This window comes from Streptomyces sp. NPDC051576 (assembly GCF_040681835.1).
Taxonomy (GTDB): domain Bacteria; phylum Actinomycetota; class Actinomycetes; order Streptomycetales; family Streptomycetaceae; genus Streptomyces.
Window position 1 is genome coordinate 74081 of sequence record NZ_JBFAZO010000002.1, and the last position, 15766, is coordinate 89846.

At 73.3% G+C, this 15766-nt stretch carries 16 protein-coding genes; 6 read left to right on the plus strand and 10 right to left on the minus strand.

Going from position 1 to position 15766, the window contains the following annotated elements:
• Positions 1–34 precede the first annotated feature (34 nt).
• Positions 35–466, minus strand: coding sequence for a hypothetical protein (locus AB0M63_RS06240; protein WP_355918786.1), 432 nt, complete (start codon positions 464–466; stop codon positions 35–37).
• A gap of 84 nt (positions 467–550) precedes the next feature.
• Between AB0M63_RS06240 and AB0M63_RS06245 the strand changes: the two genes are divergently transcribed.
• Positions 551–1324 (plus strand): MBL fold metallo-hydrolase, encoded by a 774-nt coding sequence (locus AB0M63_RS06245; protein ID WP_366018985.1) that lies wholly within the window; start codon positions 551–553, stop codon positions 1322–1324.
• Positions 1321–1956 carry a VTT domain-containing protein gene (locus AB0M63_RS06250; RefSeq protein ID WP_366018590.1) on the plus strand — a complete coding sequence of 212 codons (636 nt, stop codon included), beginning with the start codon at positions 1321–1323 and terminating at the stop codon, positions 1954–1956. The genes AB0M63_RS06245 and AB0M63_RS06250 overlap by 4 nt, the downstream gene beginning before the upstream one ends.
• Here AB0M63_RS06250 and AB0M63_RS06255 read toward each other — a convergent pair.
• The 7 genes from AB0M63_RS06255 to AB0M63_RS06285 all read right to left on the minus strand — a co-directional run bounded on the left by AB0M63_RS06255 (position 1953) and on the right by AB0M63_RS06285 (position 8615).
• Complete coding sequence (locus tag AB0M63_RS06255; RefSeq protein ID WP_366018591.1) at positions 1953–3020, minus strand: MBL fold metallo-hydrolase; 1068 nt, start codon at positions 3018–3020, stop codon at positions 1953–1955. The two genes, AB0M63_RS06250 and AB0M63_RS06255, sit on opposite strands and share 4 nt — an antisense overlap.
• A complete protein-coding gene (locus AB0M63_RS06260; protein WP_355918776.1) occupies positions 3017–4264 on the minus strand; it encodes an aminotransferase class I/II-fold pyridoxal phosphate-dependent enzyme in 1248 nt (415 codons plus the stop codon). The genes AB0M63_RS06255 and AB0M63_RS06260 overlap by 4 nt, the downstream gene beginning before the upstream one ends.
• A 46-nt stretch (positions 4265–4310) precedes the next feature.
• Positions 4311–4910: a hypothetical protein gene (locus tag AB0M63_RS06265; RefSeq protein WP_355918773.1), complete on the minus strand. Its 600-nt coding sequence runs from the start codon at positions 4908–4910 to the stop codon at positions 4311–4313.
• Positions 4911–5041: 131 nt separating this feature from the next.
• On the minus strand, positions 5042–5836 hold the full coding sequence (locus AB0M63_RS06270; RefSeq protein WP_366018592.1) for an RNA polymerase sigma factor SigF: 795 nt from the start codon (positions 5834–5836) through the stop codon (positions 5042–5044).
• A gap of 117 nt (positions 5837–5953) precedes the next feature.
• Entirely contained in the window at positions 5954–6175 is a 222-nt protein-coding gene (locus AB0M63_RS06275; protein ID WP_355918767.1) for a DUF6158 family protein, read from the minus strand.
• An 82-nt stretch (positions 6176–6257) separates the two neighbouring features.
• Positions 6258–7877, minus strand: a complete 1620-nt coding sequence (locus tag AB0M63_RS06280; RefSeq protein ID WP_366018593.1) for an ATP-binding cassette domain-containing protein — start codon at positions 7875–7877, stop codon at positions 6258–6260.
• A gap of 66 nt (positions 7878–7943) precedes the next feature.
• Positions 7944–8615 (minus strand): histidine phosphatase family protein, encoded by a 672-nt coding sequence (locus AB0M63_RS06285; protein WP_366018594.1) that lies wholly within the window; start codon positions 8613–8615, stop codon positions 7944–7946.
• A 77-nt stretch (positions 8616–8692) separates the two neighbouring features.
• Between AB0M63_RS06285 and AB0M63_RS06290 the strand changes: the two genes are divergently transcribed.
• From AB0M63_RS06290 to AB0M63_RS06300, 3 genes are all read left to right on the plus strand, one after another.
• Complete coding sequence (locus AB0M63_RS06290) at positions 8693–10210, plus strand: phosphatase PAP2 family protein (protein WP_355918758.1); 1518 nt, start codon at positions 8693–8695, stop codon at positions 10208–10210.
• A 78-nt stretch (positions 10211–10288) separates the two neighbouring features.
• On the plus strand, positions 10289–11110 hold the full coding sequence (locus tag AB0M63_RS06295; protein WP_366018595.1) for a class I SAM-dependent methyltransferase: 822 nt from the start codon (positions 10289–10291) through the stop codon (positions 11108–11110).
• Positions 11111–11153: 43 nt separating this feature from the next.
• The gene (locus AB0M63_RS06300; protein WP_355918753.1) at positions 11154–11324 is read left to right on the plus strand and encodes a hydrophobic protein; all 171 of its coding nucleotides are present in this window, start codon (positions 11154–11156) and stop codon (positions 11322–11324) included.
• A gap of 75 nt (positions 11325–11399) precedes the next feature.
• Here AB0M63_RS06300 and AB0M63_RS06305 read toward each other — a convergent pair whose 3' ends face one another.
• Positions 11400–13316 carry a transketolase gene (locus AB0M63_RS06305; RefSeq protein ID WP_366018596.1) on the minus strand — a complete coding sequence of 639 codons (1917 nt, stop codon included), beginning with the start codon at positions 13314–13316 and terminating at the stop codon, positions 11400–11402.
• Positions 13317–13374: 58 nt separating this feature from the next.
• Here AB0M63_RS06305 and AB0M63_RS06310 point away from each other — a divergent pair, with 58 nt between their 5' ends.
• A complete protein-coding gene (locus tag AB0M63_RS06310) occupies positions 13375–13722 on the plus strand; it encodes a VOC family protein (protein ID WP_355918747.1) in 348 nt (115 codons plus the stop codon).
• A gap of 21 nt (positions 13723–13743) precedes the next feature.
• Here AB0M63_RS06310 and AB0M63_RS06315 read toward each other — a convergent pair whose 3' ends face one another.
• On the minus strand, positions 13744–15705 hold the full coding sequence (locus AB0M63_RS06315; RefSeq protein WP_366018597.1) for a DUF5107 domain-containing protein: 1962 nt from the start codon (positions 15703–15705) through the stop codon (positions 13744–13746).
• Positions 15706–15766 lie beyond the last annotated feature (61 nt).

Below are 15766 nucleotides of genomic sequence, written 5' to 3' on the forward strand. Positions count from 1 at the left end.
CCACCTTGTCACAACGGGCGTGGCCGCCCCCGTGTCAGCGGCCGTCGTAGCCGGCCGTCGGCATCGACAGCCGGCGGTGCACGCGGGCCTTCATCTGGGCGTCGTAGCAGGGTTCCGCGCGGCCGACCGTCTCGATCCGCACCCCGCGTCGCGCGCACTCGTCGGTGAACTCCTCGACGGAGGACAACGCGCTCTCCAGGACCCGGCGGCTGGGGGCGACGAACAGGTCGAGGCCGGGGCGGACGCCGTCCCACAGGGCGCTGTGGTCGGGGCGCAGGGCGCGTACGAGGAGTTCGCGGGCGATCACATAGCCGTGGTCGGCGGCCCAGCGGGCGCACATCGCGTGCTGGCTGCGGGAGTCGACCAGGAAGGGGTCCTCGTCCAGTTCCTCCAGCGGTGTCAGGCTGGCGATCGCCGTGACCCTGACCCGCGAGGGCATACCGGAGGCACCGCGTACCTGTCCCATGGCGTCCCCCTCACCTCCGGGTTTCGCCGCCGACCCTACTCCTGCCCGTAGGCTTCGGGGAGTCGCGCGAAGGAGGCAATGAAGGTGCCGGTGGAGATCACCTGGTGGGGTCACGCCACCTGCACGATCGAGGACTCGGACATGCGCGTCCTCACCGACCCCCTGTTCGCCCGCCGGCTCGCGCATCTCAGGCGCCGCCGGGGCGCCGTGCCCGCGCCGGAGGCCCGGCGCGCGGACCTGGCGCTCGTCTCCCATCTGCACGCCGACCATCTGCACCTTCCCTCGCTCGCGGCGCTCGCCCCGGGCACGCGCCTGCTCGTGCCCCGGGGCGCACTCCGCGCGGTGTCCGGGCTGCGCCGGCTCCGGCATCTGGAGATCGGCGAGATGGCCGCCGGGGACCAGACCGTGGTCGGTGACCTGGTGGTACGGGCCGTACCCGCGCGGCACGACGGGCGGCGGCTGCCGCTCGGACCGCACCGCTCCCCCGCGCTGGGCTACGTCGTCGAGGGCGAGGCGCGCACCTACTTCGCCGGGGACACCGGGCTGTTCGACGACATGGCCAAGGAGGTCGGGCCGGTCGACGTGGCGCTGCTGCCGGTCGGCGGCTGGGGGCCGCATCTCGGCGAGGGGCATCTGGACGCGGGGCGCGCGGCGCAGGCGCTGGCCCGGCTCGCGCCGCGCAGCGCGGTGCCGGTGCACTACGGCACGTACTGGCCGATCGGGATGGACGCGGTGCGCCCGCACGAATTCCACACGCCCGGCGACGAGTTCGTACGGATCGCGGCGCAGCTCGCGCCCTCGGTGGCGGTGCACCGGCTCGGGCACGGGGAGAGCGTACGGCCGGAGGTCGCCCGGTGACCTGGCTCGCGGACACGCTGTCCGCGACCGCCACGACCTCGCCGGAGTCCACCCAACAGGCCATCGGCTACCCGACGTTGTTCCTGCTGGTGCTGTTCGGGGCGCTGGTGCCGGTGATCCCGACGGGCGCGCTGGTGAGTTCGGCGGCCGTGGTCGCCTTCCACCAGTCGGCGCCGTTCGCGCTGGCGCTGGTGTTCGTGACGGCGTCGCTGGCCGCGTTCCTCGGGGACATCGCCCTGTACTGGCTGGGGCGGCGCGGGATGGGTTCGAAGAACGGCTCGCGCTGGCTGGAGGCGATCCGCGCGCGGGCTCCGGAGGAGCGGCTCACCCAGGCGCAGGAGAGGCTCGCGGACCACGGGGTGACGGTGCTGGTGCTGTCCCGGCTGGTGCCGGCGGGGCGGATCCCGGTGATGCTGGCCTGTCTGCTGGCCGAGTGGCCGATCCGCCGGTTCGCCCGGGGCAACGCGCCGGCCTGTCTGGCGTGGGCGGTGACGTACCAGTTGATCGGCATCCTCGGTGGCTCGCTGTTCCCGGAGCCGTGGGAGGGCGTGGTGGCCGCGGTCGCGCTGACCGTGGTGATCAGCGCGGCCCCGACCGTGTGGCGGCGCGTGCGCGGGACAACTCCCGCCTAGGCGAGCACTCTTGAGCCTCCCACCGGCAGGTCCCACAGGTCCTCGCGGGCCAACTCGGCTTTCTCCCAGGCGGCCTTGACGCGGGTGAGGGGTTCCAGGACGGGTTCGGCGGAGAGGACGAAGGTGCCCCAGTGCATCGGGGCCATCCGCCGGGCCCCGAGGTCCTGGGCGGCGCGGACGGCCTCCTCCGGGTCGCAGTGGACGTCGCTGAGCCACCAGCGCGGGTCGTAGGCGCCGATGGGGAGGAGGGCGAGGTCGATGCCCGGATAGCGGGCGCCGATGCGGGAGAACCAGTGGCCGTAGCCCGTGTCGCCGGCGAAGTAGACGCGCTGCCCGTCGGGGGCCGTCAGCACCCAACCGCCCCACAGGGAGCGGCAGGTGTCGGTGAGGCTGCGCTTGGACCAGTGGTGGGCTGGGACGAAGTCGAGGCGGACACCGTCGAGTTGGGCCGCCTCCCACCAGTCGAGCTCGGTGACGCGGGTGAATCTGCGGCGCCGGAACCAGCCGCCGAGGCCGGCCGGCACGAACACCGGGGTGTGGCGCGGGAGTCGGCGCAGGGTGGGGGCGTCGAGGTGGTCGTAGTGGTTGTGGCTGATGACGACGGCGTCGATCGGCGGGAGTGATTCCCAGGCGACGCCGACGGGGGTGATCCGGGCCGGGGTGCCGAGGATGCGGCGGGACCAGACGGGATCGGTGAGGACGGTCAGGCCGCCGATGCGCACCACCCAACTGGCGTGTCCAGCCCAGGTGACGGCGACGGTCAGGGTGTCGACCCGGGGCAACGGCCCGGGGGCGAACGGGAGTCGGGGGATGTCGGCGAGCCCCTCCGGGCGGGGCCGTACGGAGCCCTCGCGGGCGAAGCGGGCCATCGCCTTGAGGCCGGGCAGCGGGGCGGTGAGCCGGTCGTGGAAGGTCCGGGGCCACACGCGCCGCTCGCCGAGCGGGCGGGGCTCGGCGAGCGGCGGGAAGGAGGAGGGGGCGGGGGCGGGGGCGATCGGGGGCGTCGGGTCGGTGGTTTCCCGCGTGGTCGTACCGCTGGTGGTCGACTCGGACTGCTGCGTCATCGAGGAGGCTCCCATCGCTGAGCGTCGTCGCGGAGATCGTCGAAGATCGACCTCAAGGACATCAACGCGCGTTGCACGTGTGGCAGTTCCAACGGCACGGGTGACGTGAGGCATTCCGCGCGTTCCTCGTCCGTACGGCCCAGCAGCGGTCCGGTGGACAGCCTGACCCGCAGTGCGCCCAGGTCGTCGCCGAAGCGGTGGCCGCCCGGCGCGGGCATGCCGAGCCGGGCGGTGAGGAACTCCTCCAGGTCCTGGGCGTCGCCCACGCCCTGCGGGGTGAGGGCGTGGCGCAACGGCCCGAGGTCGACGTACAGATGGCGTCCCGCCTGGGGTGGCGGGGAGAAGGCGCCCGCCCCGGTGACGGCGGCGTGCGCGGCGGCGGCCACGCGCGCGTGCAGGGCTACGGCACTGTCGCGGCGGGCGACGACGGGCGGGGGTTCGCCGAGGGCGTGTCCTGCCGCGGCGGCGACGGGTGCGGCGACGCGGGCGCCGAGCGCGGTGAGGACGTCGAGCACGCGCGCGCGGAGCGCGTCCCCGGCGCGGCCGGCGGGGAAGCGGGCGACGGCGGCCGGCCAGCCGGAGGGGAGCAGGGCGCCGGCCAGGTCGGTGACGACGGTGACCCGGTCGGGCAGCATCTCGGCGGGGCTGAGCAGCATGGTGCCCCGGGGTGCGTGCAGGGTGTCGCGCCAGGTCTCGTCGCTGACCAGGTGCAGGCCCTCGCCGGTGGCGGCCTCGACGGTCTCGTGCATGACCTCGGGCGGTGCGACGGTGGCGGTGGGGTCGTCGGCCACGGAGAGGACGAGCAGGCGCGGGTCGCCGCCCTCGTCGCGGACCCTGCGCACGGTCTCCAGCAGGGCGTACGGGTCGGGCACCCCGCCGCACTCGGCCGGGGTGCCCACATGGAACACGGGTCTGCCCAGCAGGCGGGCGTAGGGCGCCCACCAGGCGGCGCAGGGTCTGGGGACCAGGACGTCACCGCCGAGCGCGGCGGTCAGCGCGAGCAGCAGTGACGGGGCGCCCGGGGCGGCGGCCACGCGGGCGGGGTCCGCGGGCAGGCCCCGGCGTTCGAAGTAGCCGCTCGCGGCGTCGAGCAGGGCCGGCGCTCCGCCCACCGGCTGCTCCTCGGCGCGGCTCGCGGCGGCGGCGAGGACGGCGGCCAGTTCCGGCAGTACGGGCAGCGGGTCGTCGGGGAACACCGGCCCGTATCGGACGGGCCCCTGTCCTACCGCGTCCCCCTGCCGCATGGTGCCTCCGCGCAGTCCCTGGTGCCTGCCGTGCCGTGTCGTGCCCTCAGTGTCCCGGTGTCCGCCTGCGCAGCCGGTACACGGCACCGCCGCACGCGGCCGCGATCAGCACGCCTCCGGCGACCAGCGCCGGGACGGAGTCCGTGAAGGTGCCGCCCTCCCCGGCCCGCACGCCGCGCTCGACCGCGGCGGCCGCACCACCGCAGGAGTCGCCCCGGGGTTCCTGGCACGGCTGCTGTCCGCCGCCCCCGTGCTCCACGCTGAAGGTCGCGCTCCACGGCCTGCCCTGGCCGCCGGGCGGCGCCGGGCAGGTCCCGTCGACGGTCCACGCGGAGTCCCGTCCGACCTGCTCGTCGGCGGAGATGCGTGCGGTACCGCGATACGCGGCTCCCGCCGCCCGGTCGTCGGTGCCGGGCGCCCGGCGGAGTTGGACGGTGCCGTCGTCGAAGGCCTGGGAGGAGGCCTCCATGGTGTCGGGGGCGCTTTGGCCGATCGCTTCGCAGGAGACGGAGACGGTCACGTTCCCGCCCGCCTGGGCGGTGCTCGGAGTCACCTCCGCGGCCGGATCGGCGGCCAGGGCCGGGGCGGCGCCCGCGACGACGCCGACCAGGGCGGCGACGGACAGGGCACGGGCGGTGCGGCGCATGAGCGGGGCTCCTTAGACCGAGGACGGCGGTCACACCATCACAGCCCGGCCCGGAGCGGGGCGCGCGCGGCCGGGCGCCATTGGCGGGACGTCGCGGGGCCGAGCGAGTGAAAACACGGTCGGGGCGGCGCCTACGCGGCGTCGTCGAGAACCTGTTCGCGGATCCGGTGGCAGCACCGGCTGATCAGCCGGGACACATGCATCTGCGAGATCCCGAACTCCTCGGCGATCCGGCTCTGCGTCATGTCCCCGAAGAACCGCAGATACAGGATCGCCCGCTCCCGCTCGGGCAACGCCGCGAGCCGGGGTTTCACGGCCTCCCGGTCGACCACGACGTCCAGCGCCGGATCCGCCGAACCGAGCACGTCGCTCAGGGCGTACCCGTCCTCGCCGCCCGGCAGGTCCGCGTCCAGCGACAGCGCGCTGAAGCTCTCCAGCGCCTCCAGGCCGGCCCGTACGTCCTCCTCGGAGAGCGACGCCTGTACGGCGATCTCCGCGACGGTGGGCCGCCGTCCCGGGATGGTCTGCGCGAGTTCCTGGGTGGCGAGCCGCACCCGGTTGCGCAGGTCCTGGATCCGGCGCGGCACGTGCAGCGTCCACATGTGGTCGCGGAAGTGCCGTTTGATCTCGCCGGTGATGGTCGGCACGGCATAGCTCTCGAAGGCGTTGCCGCGCCCGGGGTCGTACCGGTCTACGGCCTTGACCAGGCCGAGGGCCGCGACCTGTCGTAGGTCCTCGGTGCTCTCGCCCCGGTTGCGGAACCGTCCGGCGAGCCGGTCGGCCATGGGCAGCCAGGCCTCCACGATCTCTTCGCGGACGGTGTCGTGCTGCGGGCCGGGAGGCAGCGTGGCCAGGGTGCGGAACGCCGCCCCGGTGTCGGGGGCGTCAGGGTGGGAACGTCGCCTGGTGTCGGTGCGAGTGGGCATGGTGCGTCACAACTCCCTTGAGCATGCTCCGGGTTGGACGGTCACCGTCGGTGGGAACGCGGTTGCGCTCCAGCGCTGAACGTTCGCCTGCCCGCGAGCTCAAGGGACAAACACCCCTCAGTCGCGCTCCCGTGCCCCCTGCCGGGTACGGCCGGGCGCCACGGGGCGGCGCGGATGGCGGCGCAGGTACTCGCCCTCCAGCCGGGCCATGCGGTCGTTGTGGGCGCGCAGCGCGTCGTTCGAGCCGTACAGCAGGGTGTCGTGGCGCGTGCGGTGGATGGTCTCCAGCTCCTTCATGAGCTGGGAGTCGTCCAGGCGCGCAGGGTCGACTCCGGTCATGGTGTGCCCCGCTCGTCGAGTCTCACGGTCCTTGAGGCCACTGTACGAACATTCCGGCCCGGCAGCCTCCGCGAGGGAGGGGCTATCGCGCGCGCTCCACCCGCCGCTCGTCCCACACGGGCTCGGTGCTCTCGCGGACCCGGCCGTCGCTGCCGAAGACCAGATAGCGGTCGAAGGAGCGGGCGAACCAGCGGTCGTGGGTGACGGAGAGGACCGTGCCGTCGAAGGCCTCCAGGCCTTCCTGGAGGGCCTCGGCGGATTCGAGGTCGAGGTTGTCGGTGGGCTCGTCGAGGAGGAGGGCGGTGACGCCCTGGAGTTCCAGGAGGAGGATCTGGAAGCGGGCCTGCTGGCCGCCGGAGAGCCGGTCGAAGCTCTGCTCGGCCTGGCCGGTCAGCTCGTAGCGGCGCAGCCGGGACATGGCGGGCCCCTGGGCCTGGGCGTGCTCCTTCCACAGGATGTCGAGGAGGGTGCGGCCCTGGAGTTCGGGGTGGGCGTGGGTCTGCGCGAAGTGGCCGGGCACGACCCGCGCGCCGAGCTTCCACTCGCCGGTGTGCTTCACGTCGTCGCCGGCCAGGAGGCGCAGGAAGTGCGACTTGCCCGAGCCGTTCGAGCCGAGGACGGCGATGCGTTCGCCGTAGAAGACCTCCAGGTCGAAGGGTTTCATCAGGCCGGTGAGTTCAAGTCCCTTGCAGGTGACGGCCCTTACGCCGGTGCGGCCGCCCTTGATGCGCATGGTGATGTCCTGCTCGCGGGGCGGCTCGGGCGGCGGGCCCGCCTCCTCGAACTTGCGCAGCCGGGTCTGGGCGGCGGCGTAGCGGGAGGCCAACTCGTGGCTGATGGAAGCGGCCTGACGGAGGTTCAGGACGAGCTTCTTCAGTTGGGCGTGCTTCTCGTCCCAGCGGCGGCGCAACTCCTCGAAGCGGGCGAAGCGTTCACGCCGGGCCTCGTGGTAGGTGGCGAAGCCGCCGCCGTGCACCCAGGCGTCGGCGCCGGTCGGCGAGGGTTCCACGGAGACGATCTTCTCGGCGGCGCGGGCGAGGAGTTCACGGTCGTGGGAGACGAACAGGACCGTCTTGCGGGTCTCCCCCAGCTTCTCCTCCAGCCAGCGCTTGCCGGGCACGTCGAGGTAGTTGTCGGGCTCGTCGAGCAGCAGCACCTCGTCGCCGCCGCGCAGCAGCGCCTCCAGGACGAGCCGCTTCTGCTCACCGCCGGAGAGGGTGCTCACCTGCCGGAACTGCGCCTTGTCGTACGGCACGCCGAGCGCGGCCGTGGTGCACATGTCCCACAGTGTCTCGAACTCGTAGCCGTGCACCTCGGCCCAGTCGGACAGGGCCTGCGCGTACGCGAGTTGGGCGGCCTCGTCGTCTACGGTCATGATGCCGTGCTCGGCCCTGTCGACCTCGGCCGCGACCTCGCGGATGCGCGGCGGGGCGACCGACACGAGCAGGTCCCGTACCGTCGTCTCGTCGCGTACGGAGCCCACGAACTGGCGCATCACACCCAGGCCGCCACTCACGGTGACCGTACCGCCGTGCGGTTTCAGCTCGCCGGAGATCAGCCGCAACAGGGTCGTCTTGCCGGCGCCGTTGGGCCCGACCAGGGCGACCACGGCGCCTTCGCCGACCCGGAAGGACACATCGCCGAGCAGCGGCCTCCCGTCGGGGAGGTAGTACTCGAGGTGTGCGGCTTCCAGATGTCCCATGACCACGCATTCTGTGGGGCGGCCTCGCGGCCGGGCAAACCGTTATTGTGCCCGCTGTGCCAGGGCCTACGGCTTCTGGTCCGCGTCGAGGGGCTGCCCGGTCGGGCCGCCCTCGGTGTCCGGTCCCGCGGTCTCCACCAGGGCGCCGGCCCAGGTGAGCACCTTCCAGCCGTCGGCCGGGGAGCCGTCCAGGACGACGATTCCGGTGTTGTCGAGCGGGCGGGCGGCGGCGAAGGCCACGTCGACGTTGTCGGCGCGGGCGGCCGTCCACATCCGGATCGCGGCGCCGTGGCTGATCACGGCGACGGTGCGGGCGCCGCTGTCCGCGGCCTCGGCGATGACGCCGTCGTAGCGGGCGAGGGCCTCCGTGCCGCTCTCGCCGCCCGGCATCCGCGACTCCGTGTCACCGGCCGCCCACCCGAACACGATCCGCATGTACTCGTGACCGGGCTCCGTGTCGCCGGGCAGCATCTCCAGGTCGCCGGCGGTCAGCTCCCGGACGCCGTCCCGGACCTGTACGTCGAGGCCGCGGGCGGCGGCCAGCGGGGCGGCGGTCTGCTGGGTGCGGACGAGGGTGGAGGCGTAGAGGGCCTCGATGTCCTCGTCGGCGAGGGCCTCGGGGAGGGCGGCGGCCTGGCGGCGGCCCAGGTCGGTCAGCTCCGCGCCGGGGACGGCCGTGTCGAGGAGAAAGGCCACGTTGGCGGTCGTCTGGCCGTGGCGTATGAGGAGCAGGCGCATGCGGGGGTCCTCCGATGAAACGGTCCGCCGACGGTCCGCCGGGCAGCAAACGGCCATTTCAGGGTACCCGGCACCGCATGAGCCCCGATGTCGACCTCACCGTCCCCCTGCCCGGCCGCCACGCCCTGCGCGAGTGGCTGCTCTCCCTGGACTCCCGTCTCTTCGAGGTGGCGGCCGAACGGAACTGGCCGGCCGCGGAGCCCGTGCTGCCGCGCCTGAGCCGGAGCGCCAACCACGGTGTGCTGTGGTTCGCGACGGCCGCCGCGGTGGCCGCGAGCCGTACCCCGCGGGCCCGCCGGGCCGCCGCCCGGGGCATCGCCTCGCTGAGCCTTGCCTCCCTCACCATCAACACGCTCGGCAAGCGCAGCGTGCGCCGCCCCCGGCCCGTCCTCGACCCGGTCCCGCTGGGCCGGCAGTTGAAGCGGCAGCCGATCACCACCTCGTTCCCGTCCGGTCACGCGGCGTCGGCGGCGGCGTTCGCGACCGGGGTGGCCCTGGAGTCGCCGGCCTGGGGCGCGGTGGTGGCCCCGATCGCGTTCTCGGTCGCCATGTCCCGGGTCTACACCGGTGTCCACTTCCCGAGCGACGTGGTCGCCGGGGCCGCGCTGGGCGCGTGCGCGGCGTTCGCGGTGCGCGGGATGGTGCCGACCCGCGGGCAGATCGTGCCGCCGGCCCGCCCGCGCGCCGAGGTGCCGGCGCTGGAGGACGGCCAGGGTCTGGTCATGGTGGTCAACTCGGCGTCGGGCAGCGCGGTCCGGGCGGACACGCTGACGGACATCCTGCCCGGCGCGGAGCTCGTCGTCTGCGAACCGGCCGACGTCCGGGACGAGTTGGCGAAGGCGGCGGCCCGCGCCCAGGTCCTCGGGGTGTGCGGCGGCGACGGCACGGTGAACGCGGCCGCCGAGGTCGCCCTGCGCCACGGCCTGCCCCTGGCGGTCCTCCCGGGCGGCACGCTCAACCACTTCGCCTACGACCTCGGTGTGGAGGGCGCGCGGGACCTGGGCCGGGCGATCAGGCAGGGCGACGCCGTCCGGGTGGACGTCGGCCGGTTCCGGTCCGGCGCCACCCGGGGCATCTTCCTCAACACCCTGAGCCTGGGCGTCTATCCGGAGCTGGTGCGGGAGCGGGAGCACTGGGCGCCCCGGATCGGCGGCTGGCCCGCGGGCGTGCTCGCGGCGCTGCGCGTGCTGCGCGCGGACCGGCATCCGCTGGAGGCCGAACTCGGCGGCCGTACCCGCCCGTTGTGGCTGCTGTTCGCCGGCAACGGCACCTACCACCGGATGGGGATCGCGTCGGGCCGCCGGGTCGACCTGGCGGACGGACGGCTCGACATCCGGGTCGTGCACGGCGGCCGCAGGCCCGCGCTGCGCCTCCTCGCGGCGGCCCTCGCGGGCCCCTTCACCCGCTCCCCCGCCCACGCGGCGGCCCAGGTGCACCGCCTGCGGCTGACCGGTCTCGAACCCGGCACGCTCCTCGCCTACGACGGCGAAGTCATCGACGTGGAAGGCGAGTTGACCTTGGAGGAGCTGCCCGAGGCGCTGACGGTGTACCGCCCGCTGACCGAGACCCTGATCACCCGTCAGTCCACATCGTAAAACGTGGGTCTCATCATTCGACATGCGCGCGTACCGTGACTCCTACGCTGAAGAAGACGCGAAGGGGTAGGTAGAGCCATGCCGAAAGCGCAGGAGACCGCCGTCTACACGCACGGGCACCACGAGTCGGTACTGCGGTCGCACACCTGGCGGACCGCCGCCAACTCCGCCGCGTATCTGCTCGGTTCACTGAAGCCCCACATGAAGATCCTGGACATCGGCTGCGGTCCGGGCACCATCACCGCGGACCTGGCGACGCTGGTCCCCGACGGGCACGTCACCGGCGTCGACCACGCGCCGGACGTCCTGGACCGGGCCCGGACGACCGCCGCCGAACGCGGCCTGACGAACGTCGACTTCGCGGTCGCCGACGTCAACGCGCTGGACTACCCGGACGACACGTTCTGTGTGGTCCACGCCCATCAGGTGCTGCAACACGTGGGCGATCCGGTGCAGGCGCTGCGGGAGATGAAGCGGGTCACCAAGCCCGGCGGTTTCATCGCCGTCCGGGATTCGGACTACGCGGCGATGACCTGGTATCCCGAGGTGCCGGGGATGAACGACTGGTCCGACCTGTACCGAAGGGTGGCCCGCGCGAACGGCGGCGAGCCGGACGCCGGACGCCGGCTGAAGTCGTGGGCGCTGCGGGCGGGTCTGACGGACATCACCGCCACCTCGGGCACCTGGACCTACTCCACACCGGAGGAGCGGGCCTGGTGGAGCGGCCTGTGGGCGGACCGCACCGTCGCGTCCTCGTACGCGGGAATCGCGACCGGCGGCGGCCACGCGACCACGGAGGAGCTGAACGCCGTGGCCGAGGCGTGGCGGGAGTGGGGGAAGCGCGAGGACGGCTGGTTCGCGGTGCTGCACGGCGAGATCCTGTGCCGCAAGGACGTCTGATCCGGCTCATCCGGGGCACTCGGCGGTCAGGAGGTTAGACACTATGGTTCCGATCCTGATCGTCCTTCTGCTGGCGCTGATCCTGTTCGGCGCCGGTTTCGCAGTGAAGATCCTCTGGTGGGTGGCGCTCATCGTCCTCGCCGTGTGGCTGCTCGGCTTCCTGGTGCGCGGCACCTCGGCGAGCGGCGGCAGGGGACGCTGGTACCGCTGGTAGCGGGCCGTCCGCGGCACCGCACAGACGTCGGGCCCGGGCCGTGCCGAGAGATCGGCGCGGCCCGGGCCCGTGCGTTCAGCGCACGACCGCCGTCTCCACCAGCAGCCGCCCGGCCGCCGCGATCGACTCCGCGTCGATGCCGGCCGTGTGCAACTGCTCCGCCGGGCTCGCCGAGCCTGGCATGGTGCGTACGGCGAGCCGCGCCAGCCGGGGCACCGGCCGGCCGTCGAGGAAGGCGTCGAGGACCGCGTCCCCGAGGCCGCCCTCCGGGTGGTGGTCCTCGACGGTGAGCAGACAGCCGGTGTCCTCGGCGGCCTGGCGCAGTGTCTCCACGTCGACGGGCTTGACCGAGTACAGGTCGACGACCCTCACCTGGATGCCCTCCCGGTCGAGGGCGTCGGCCGCGGCCAGCGCCTCGTGCACGGTCACCCCGGCGGCCACGACCGTCAGCCGGTCCCGGCTGGAGAACCGCAGCACCTTGCTGCCGCCGACCGGGAACTCGTCGTCGGGGCCGTAGATCACCGGGCCCGCGCCGCGCGAGGTGCGCAGGTAGCGGACGCCTTCGAGGCCCACCGTGGTGGCGACGAGACGCGCGGTCTGGTTGGCGTCGCACGGGTAGAGCACGGTCGAGCCGTGCACCGCGCGCATCATCGCCAGGTCCTCCAGGCCCATCTGCGAGGGCCCGTCCTGCCCGATGGCGATGCCCGCGTGCGAGCCGACGAGGTTGATCCCCGCACCGCTGACCGCGGCCATCCGCACGAAGTCGTACGCGCGGGTGAGGAACGCCGCGAACGTCGAGGCGTACGGCACCCAGCCGCGCGCGGCGAGCCCCACTGCGGCACCGACCAACTGCTGCTCGGCGATGTAGCACTCGAAGTACCGGTCGGGATGCTCCTTGGCGAAGTACTCGGCGCGGGTGGAGTCCCCGACCTCGCCGTCGAGGGCGACGACGTCGGCGCGGGCGGAGCCGAGCACGGCGAGGGCCTGGCCGAAGGCGTCACGGGTGGGGACCTCGTCACCGCGGTCGTAGCGCGGGAGTTCCAGACGGTCGGCGCGCACGGAGTGCAGCGCGCGGGCGGCGCCGGGTTCCTGGACATGGACGCGGAGGTCGCGCCGGCCGCCGAGTTCGGCGATCGCCGCGTCCGCGTCCGGCAGCGGTTTGCCGTGCAGGCCCTCGCGGTCCTGGACGGAGGTGACGCCCTTGCCCTTGAGGGTGCGGGCGAGGATCACGGTGGGCTGCCCGAGGGTGGCCGCCGCCTCCGCGTAGGCGCGGTCGACGGCCTCCACGTCGTGTCCGTCGACCTCGATGGTGTGCCAGCCGAAGGCGTCGAAGCGGCGGGCGTAGGCGTGCAGGTCGTGGCCGTGGCGGGTCGGGCCGCGCTGGCCGAGCCGGTTGACGTCGACGATCAGGGTCAGGTTGTCGAGGTGTTCGTACGCCGCGTGCTCGGCGGCCTCCCACACCGACCCCTCGGCCAGTTCACTGTCCCCGCACAGCACCCACACCCGGTACCCGGTGCGCTCCAGCCGCTTGCCGGACAGGGCGATGCCGACGCCGACCGGCAGTCCCTGGCCGAGGGACCCGGTGGCGGTCTCTACCCAGGGGAGCCGCTGCGGGGTGGGGTGCCCTTCGAGGCGGCTGCCGAGGGTGCGGAAGGTGAGCAGTTCCTCGTCGTCGACGGCGCCGGCTGCCTTGTAGGCGGCGTAGAGCAGGGGCGAGGCGTGTCCCTTGGAGAGGACGAAGCGGTCGTTGCCGGGGTGGGCGGGGAGATCGAAGTCGTAGCGGAGGTGATGGGCGAGGAGGACGGCCATCAGGTCCGCGGCGGACATGGAGGACGTGGGGTGTCCGGAGCCCGCCGCGTCGGCGGCCCGCACACTGTCCACCCGAAGTTGCTGTCCGAGTTCGACGAGTTCGGCGGTGTCCATGCGGCTCCTTCGGTGGGGGGATCGTCGTCCGAGGCATTCCGCGTCCCCCTGATCAAGGGGCCCAAACACCCGCCGGTTCGTCGATATGGATCACCCTGGCCCGGTCTTCCCAACTAGGCTCGTCCGTATGGACATTCTGGGAGCCACGCTGCGTATCTGCGTCGACGACCTGGAGACCGCCGTCCCCTTCTACGAACGCCTCACGGGTGCCTCGGCGCTCCGTTTCGAGCGCGGTGGGGTGTCGGTGGCCGCGGTCGGTTTCTTCCTGCTGATGAGCGGGCCCGAGGCGGAGCTGGAGGTGTTGCGCAAGGTCGCGGCGACGATCGCCGTCAAGGACGTCGACGAGGCGCACACACTCCTGACCGAACTCGGTGCCCGGGTCATCGCGGGCCCGCTGGCGACACCGGTGGGCCGCAATCTGATCGCGGCGCATCCGGACGGATCGGTCTACGAGTACGTGGACCGGCGGGGCTGACCCACCGGTCCACGCCACGTCTCAGGGCGTCTGCGGCCGCATCCGGAAGTCGTAGCGGGCCGGCAGCGGTTCGTCGGTGAGGCGGGCCCAGAGCCGGCCGATCGACTCGGCGCCCTCGCGCAGGTCGGCGACCTCGAACCCGTCGTCGAAGACCGCCCACGCGTCGTCGCGCCGACCTTCGGCGAGCAGCAACTCCGCCTGGAGCAGCAGGAATCGGCCGCGTTCGCGGGTGCCGGGGTGCAGCATGTCCCAGACGGCGCGGGCGTCCGCCGTGCGCCGCACCCGCAGCAGCGCCTCGACGGCCTCCCGGCCGAGGGCCGCCGTGGCCGCCGTCCACCGCTCCCCGGCGTCCCGCCGCTCGTGACACAGGTCGGCGAAGGCCTCGTGGTACCGGTCCGCGGCCCGCTCGTGGTTCCCCGCCTCCTGGTCCGCCACGGCGAGACAGCGCAGCAACGGCCAGAGCGACGGGGCGAGTTCGAGAGCCCGCTCCCAACTGCGCACCGCCTGTGCCCGATCGCCCGCGTGCCACTGCGCTATACCGAGGTGGTACTCGGTGAGCGGGGTGGCGTGCGCCGTCTCCAGCATGTCCCGCCAGTGCGGGGCGACCAGCGTCTCGCCGGGCGGCCGGACCCGGCGCGGCTCGGGCAGGACACCGCTGCGCAGCAGGTGTACCCAGGGCTGCTGGTCCTCGCCGAGCATGGACTCCTCGAAGGGCGTGCCGGGCAACTTCCAGTCGGTGCGCAGGACTTCGAGAGCACCCCAGCCGGATCCGGTGGCGAGGATCTCGCCGGGTTCGGTGTCGGCGTACGGCTTCCAGGCGGCGTAGGCGGCATCGACGTCGGCACGCGGCAGCACCGCTTCGAGCCGCGCCTCCGCGTCCCCCACGACGGTCGGCCACTCCCCCTCCGCCGGTGCGTCGAGCGGTCCGTACGCCTCCAGCCAGGACACCTCGCTCTCAGGATCGAGTCGGACATGTTCCAACTGGGTCCGGGCCAGGCCTGCTTGGATCTCGCAGTAGCCGCCGGTACCCGGCTCGGTGAGCCACTCCTGCCAGCGCCGGCCGCCACTCCCGGTGCCCCACACGAAGAGTTTGCGGCCCCGCAGTACGTCCGTGGACGTCTGCACCAGCCCGTGCCCTTCGCCGTCGAGCGCGGCGATCCAGCGGCGCCGCGCCTCGGGCAGTTCGTAGAAGTAGTCGGCCGCGAAAGGGCTGTTGAGGGGGTACGTCCGGTCCACTCCGTCGTACGACGGCACGGGCACCCGGCGCAGCCGCCGCTCGTATCCGAAGTGCCAGGCCTCGTCGGCGGGGGCGAGGACCCGGCGTTCCTCCGGTACCGCGATGTTGGACCACCAGTAGACGGGCGCGGGCCGTTCGTGCGGATTGCGGACACGGACGCCGACGTGCAGGAAGTCGGAGCCGTCCGGCAGCCACAGGTCGACCTGGAACGGCAGGTCGCGCAGCCGCTCCCACTCCCACAGGCGCAGCATCTCGCCACCGTCGGGGGCGGGGACGCGGGCCGCGTGCAAAGGGGCGCAGGAGAGGGTGGTGTGGCCGGTGGCGCCGATGTTCCACTCGATGCCGCCGGAGAACCAGGCGCCGTTGAGGGCGAAGTTGGCCGGCTGCAACACCGGGTTGCGGTACAGGAGTTCACGGTCGGTGGGCTTGTGCACGAGGGAGGCGATCCGGCCGCCGAGGGCGGGCAGCACGGTGGCGCGCAGCCGATCGTTCTCGATCACGAGGGCGTCGATCCGGCGGGGTGTGCGCTCTCTGTCGTATCCGTCGCGGACGCGGGTGGGCAGCAGGCTGCGCAGCGGCTCGTAGCCGACCTGGCGGGCCATGTCACGCGGAAGGTCCTCGCGGTCCCGGTCGTCGATACGGTGTACCTCGTCGAGGGGACGCAGTGGGGGCAGCGGGTTGTCCGGACCCAACTCGGCGGTGGGCAGGGTCAGTACCTCACGTCGGATCGTCGTCACGATCACCATGGAACCCGGCAACGGGTGCGGTGGCCAGGGGCGCTGTCGGTCAGGATTCCGCAAAGGCGGG

Coding starts and splice junctions, on each gene's coding strand:
- AB0M63_RS06290 (WP_355918758.1), top strand. CDS start 8,693: ATGAGCCCCGATGTCGACCTCACCGTCCCCCTGCCCGGCCGCCACGCC.
- AB0M63_RS06270 (WP_366018592.1), bottom strand. CDS start 5,836: ATGCCCACTCGCACCGACACCAGGCGACGTTCCCACCCTGACGCCCCC.
- AB0M63_RS06300 (WP_355918753.1), top strand. CDS start 11,154: ATGGTTCCGATCCTGATCGTCCTTCTGCTGGCGCTGATCCTGTTCGGC.
- AB0M63_RS06260 (WP_355918776.1), bottom strand. CDS start 4,264: ATGCGGCAGGGGGACGCGGTAGGACAGGGGCCCGTCCGATACGGGCCG.
- AB0M63_RS06240 (WP_355918786.1), bottom strand. CDS start 466: ATGGGACAGGTACGCGGTGCCTCCGGTATGCCCTCGCGGGTCAGGGTC.
- AB0M63_RS06265 (WP_355918773.1), bottom strand. CDS start 4,910: ATGCGCCGCACCGCCCGTGCCCTGTCCGTCGCCGCCCTGGTCGGCGTC.
- AB0M63_RS06285 (WP_366018594.1), bottom strand. CDS start 8,615: ATGCGCCTGCTCCTCATACGCCACGGCCAGACGACCGCCAACGTGGCC.
- AB0M63_RS06295 (WP_366018595.1), top strand. CDS start 10,289: ATGCCGAAAGCGCAGGAGACCGCCGTCTACACGCACGGGCACCACGAG.
- AB0M63_RS06315 (WP_366018597.1), bottom strand. CDS start 15,705: ATGGTGATCGTGACGACGATCCGACGTGAGGTACTGACCCTGCCCACC.
- AB0M63_RS06280 (WP_366018593.1), bottom strand. CDS start 7,877: ATGGGACATCTGGAAGCCGCACACCTCGAGTACTACCTCCCCGACGGG.
- AB0M63_RS06275 (WP_355918767.1), bottom strand. CDS start 6,175: ATGACCGGAGTCGACCCTGCGCGCCTGGACGACTCCCAGCTCATGAAG.
- AB0M63_RS06255 (WP_366018591.1), bottom strand. CDS start 3,020: ATGACGCAGCAGTCCGAGTCGACCACCAGCGGTACGACCACGCGGGAA.
- AB0M63_RS06310 (WP_355918747.1), top strand. CDS start 13,375: ATGGACATTCTGGGAGCCACGCTGCGTATCTGCGTCGACGACCTGGAG.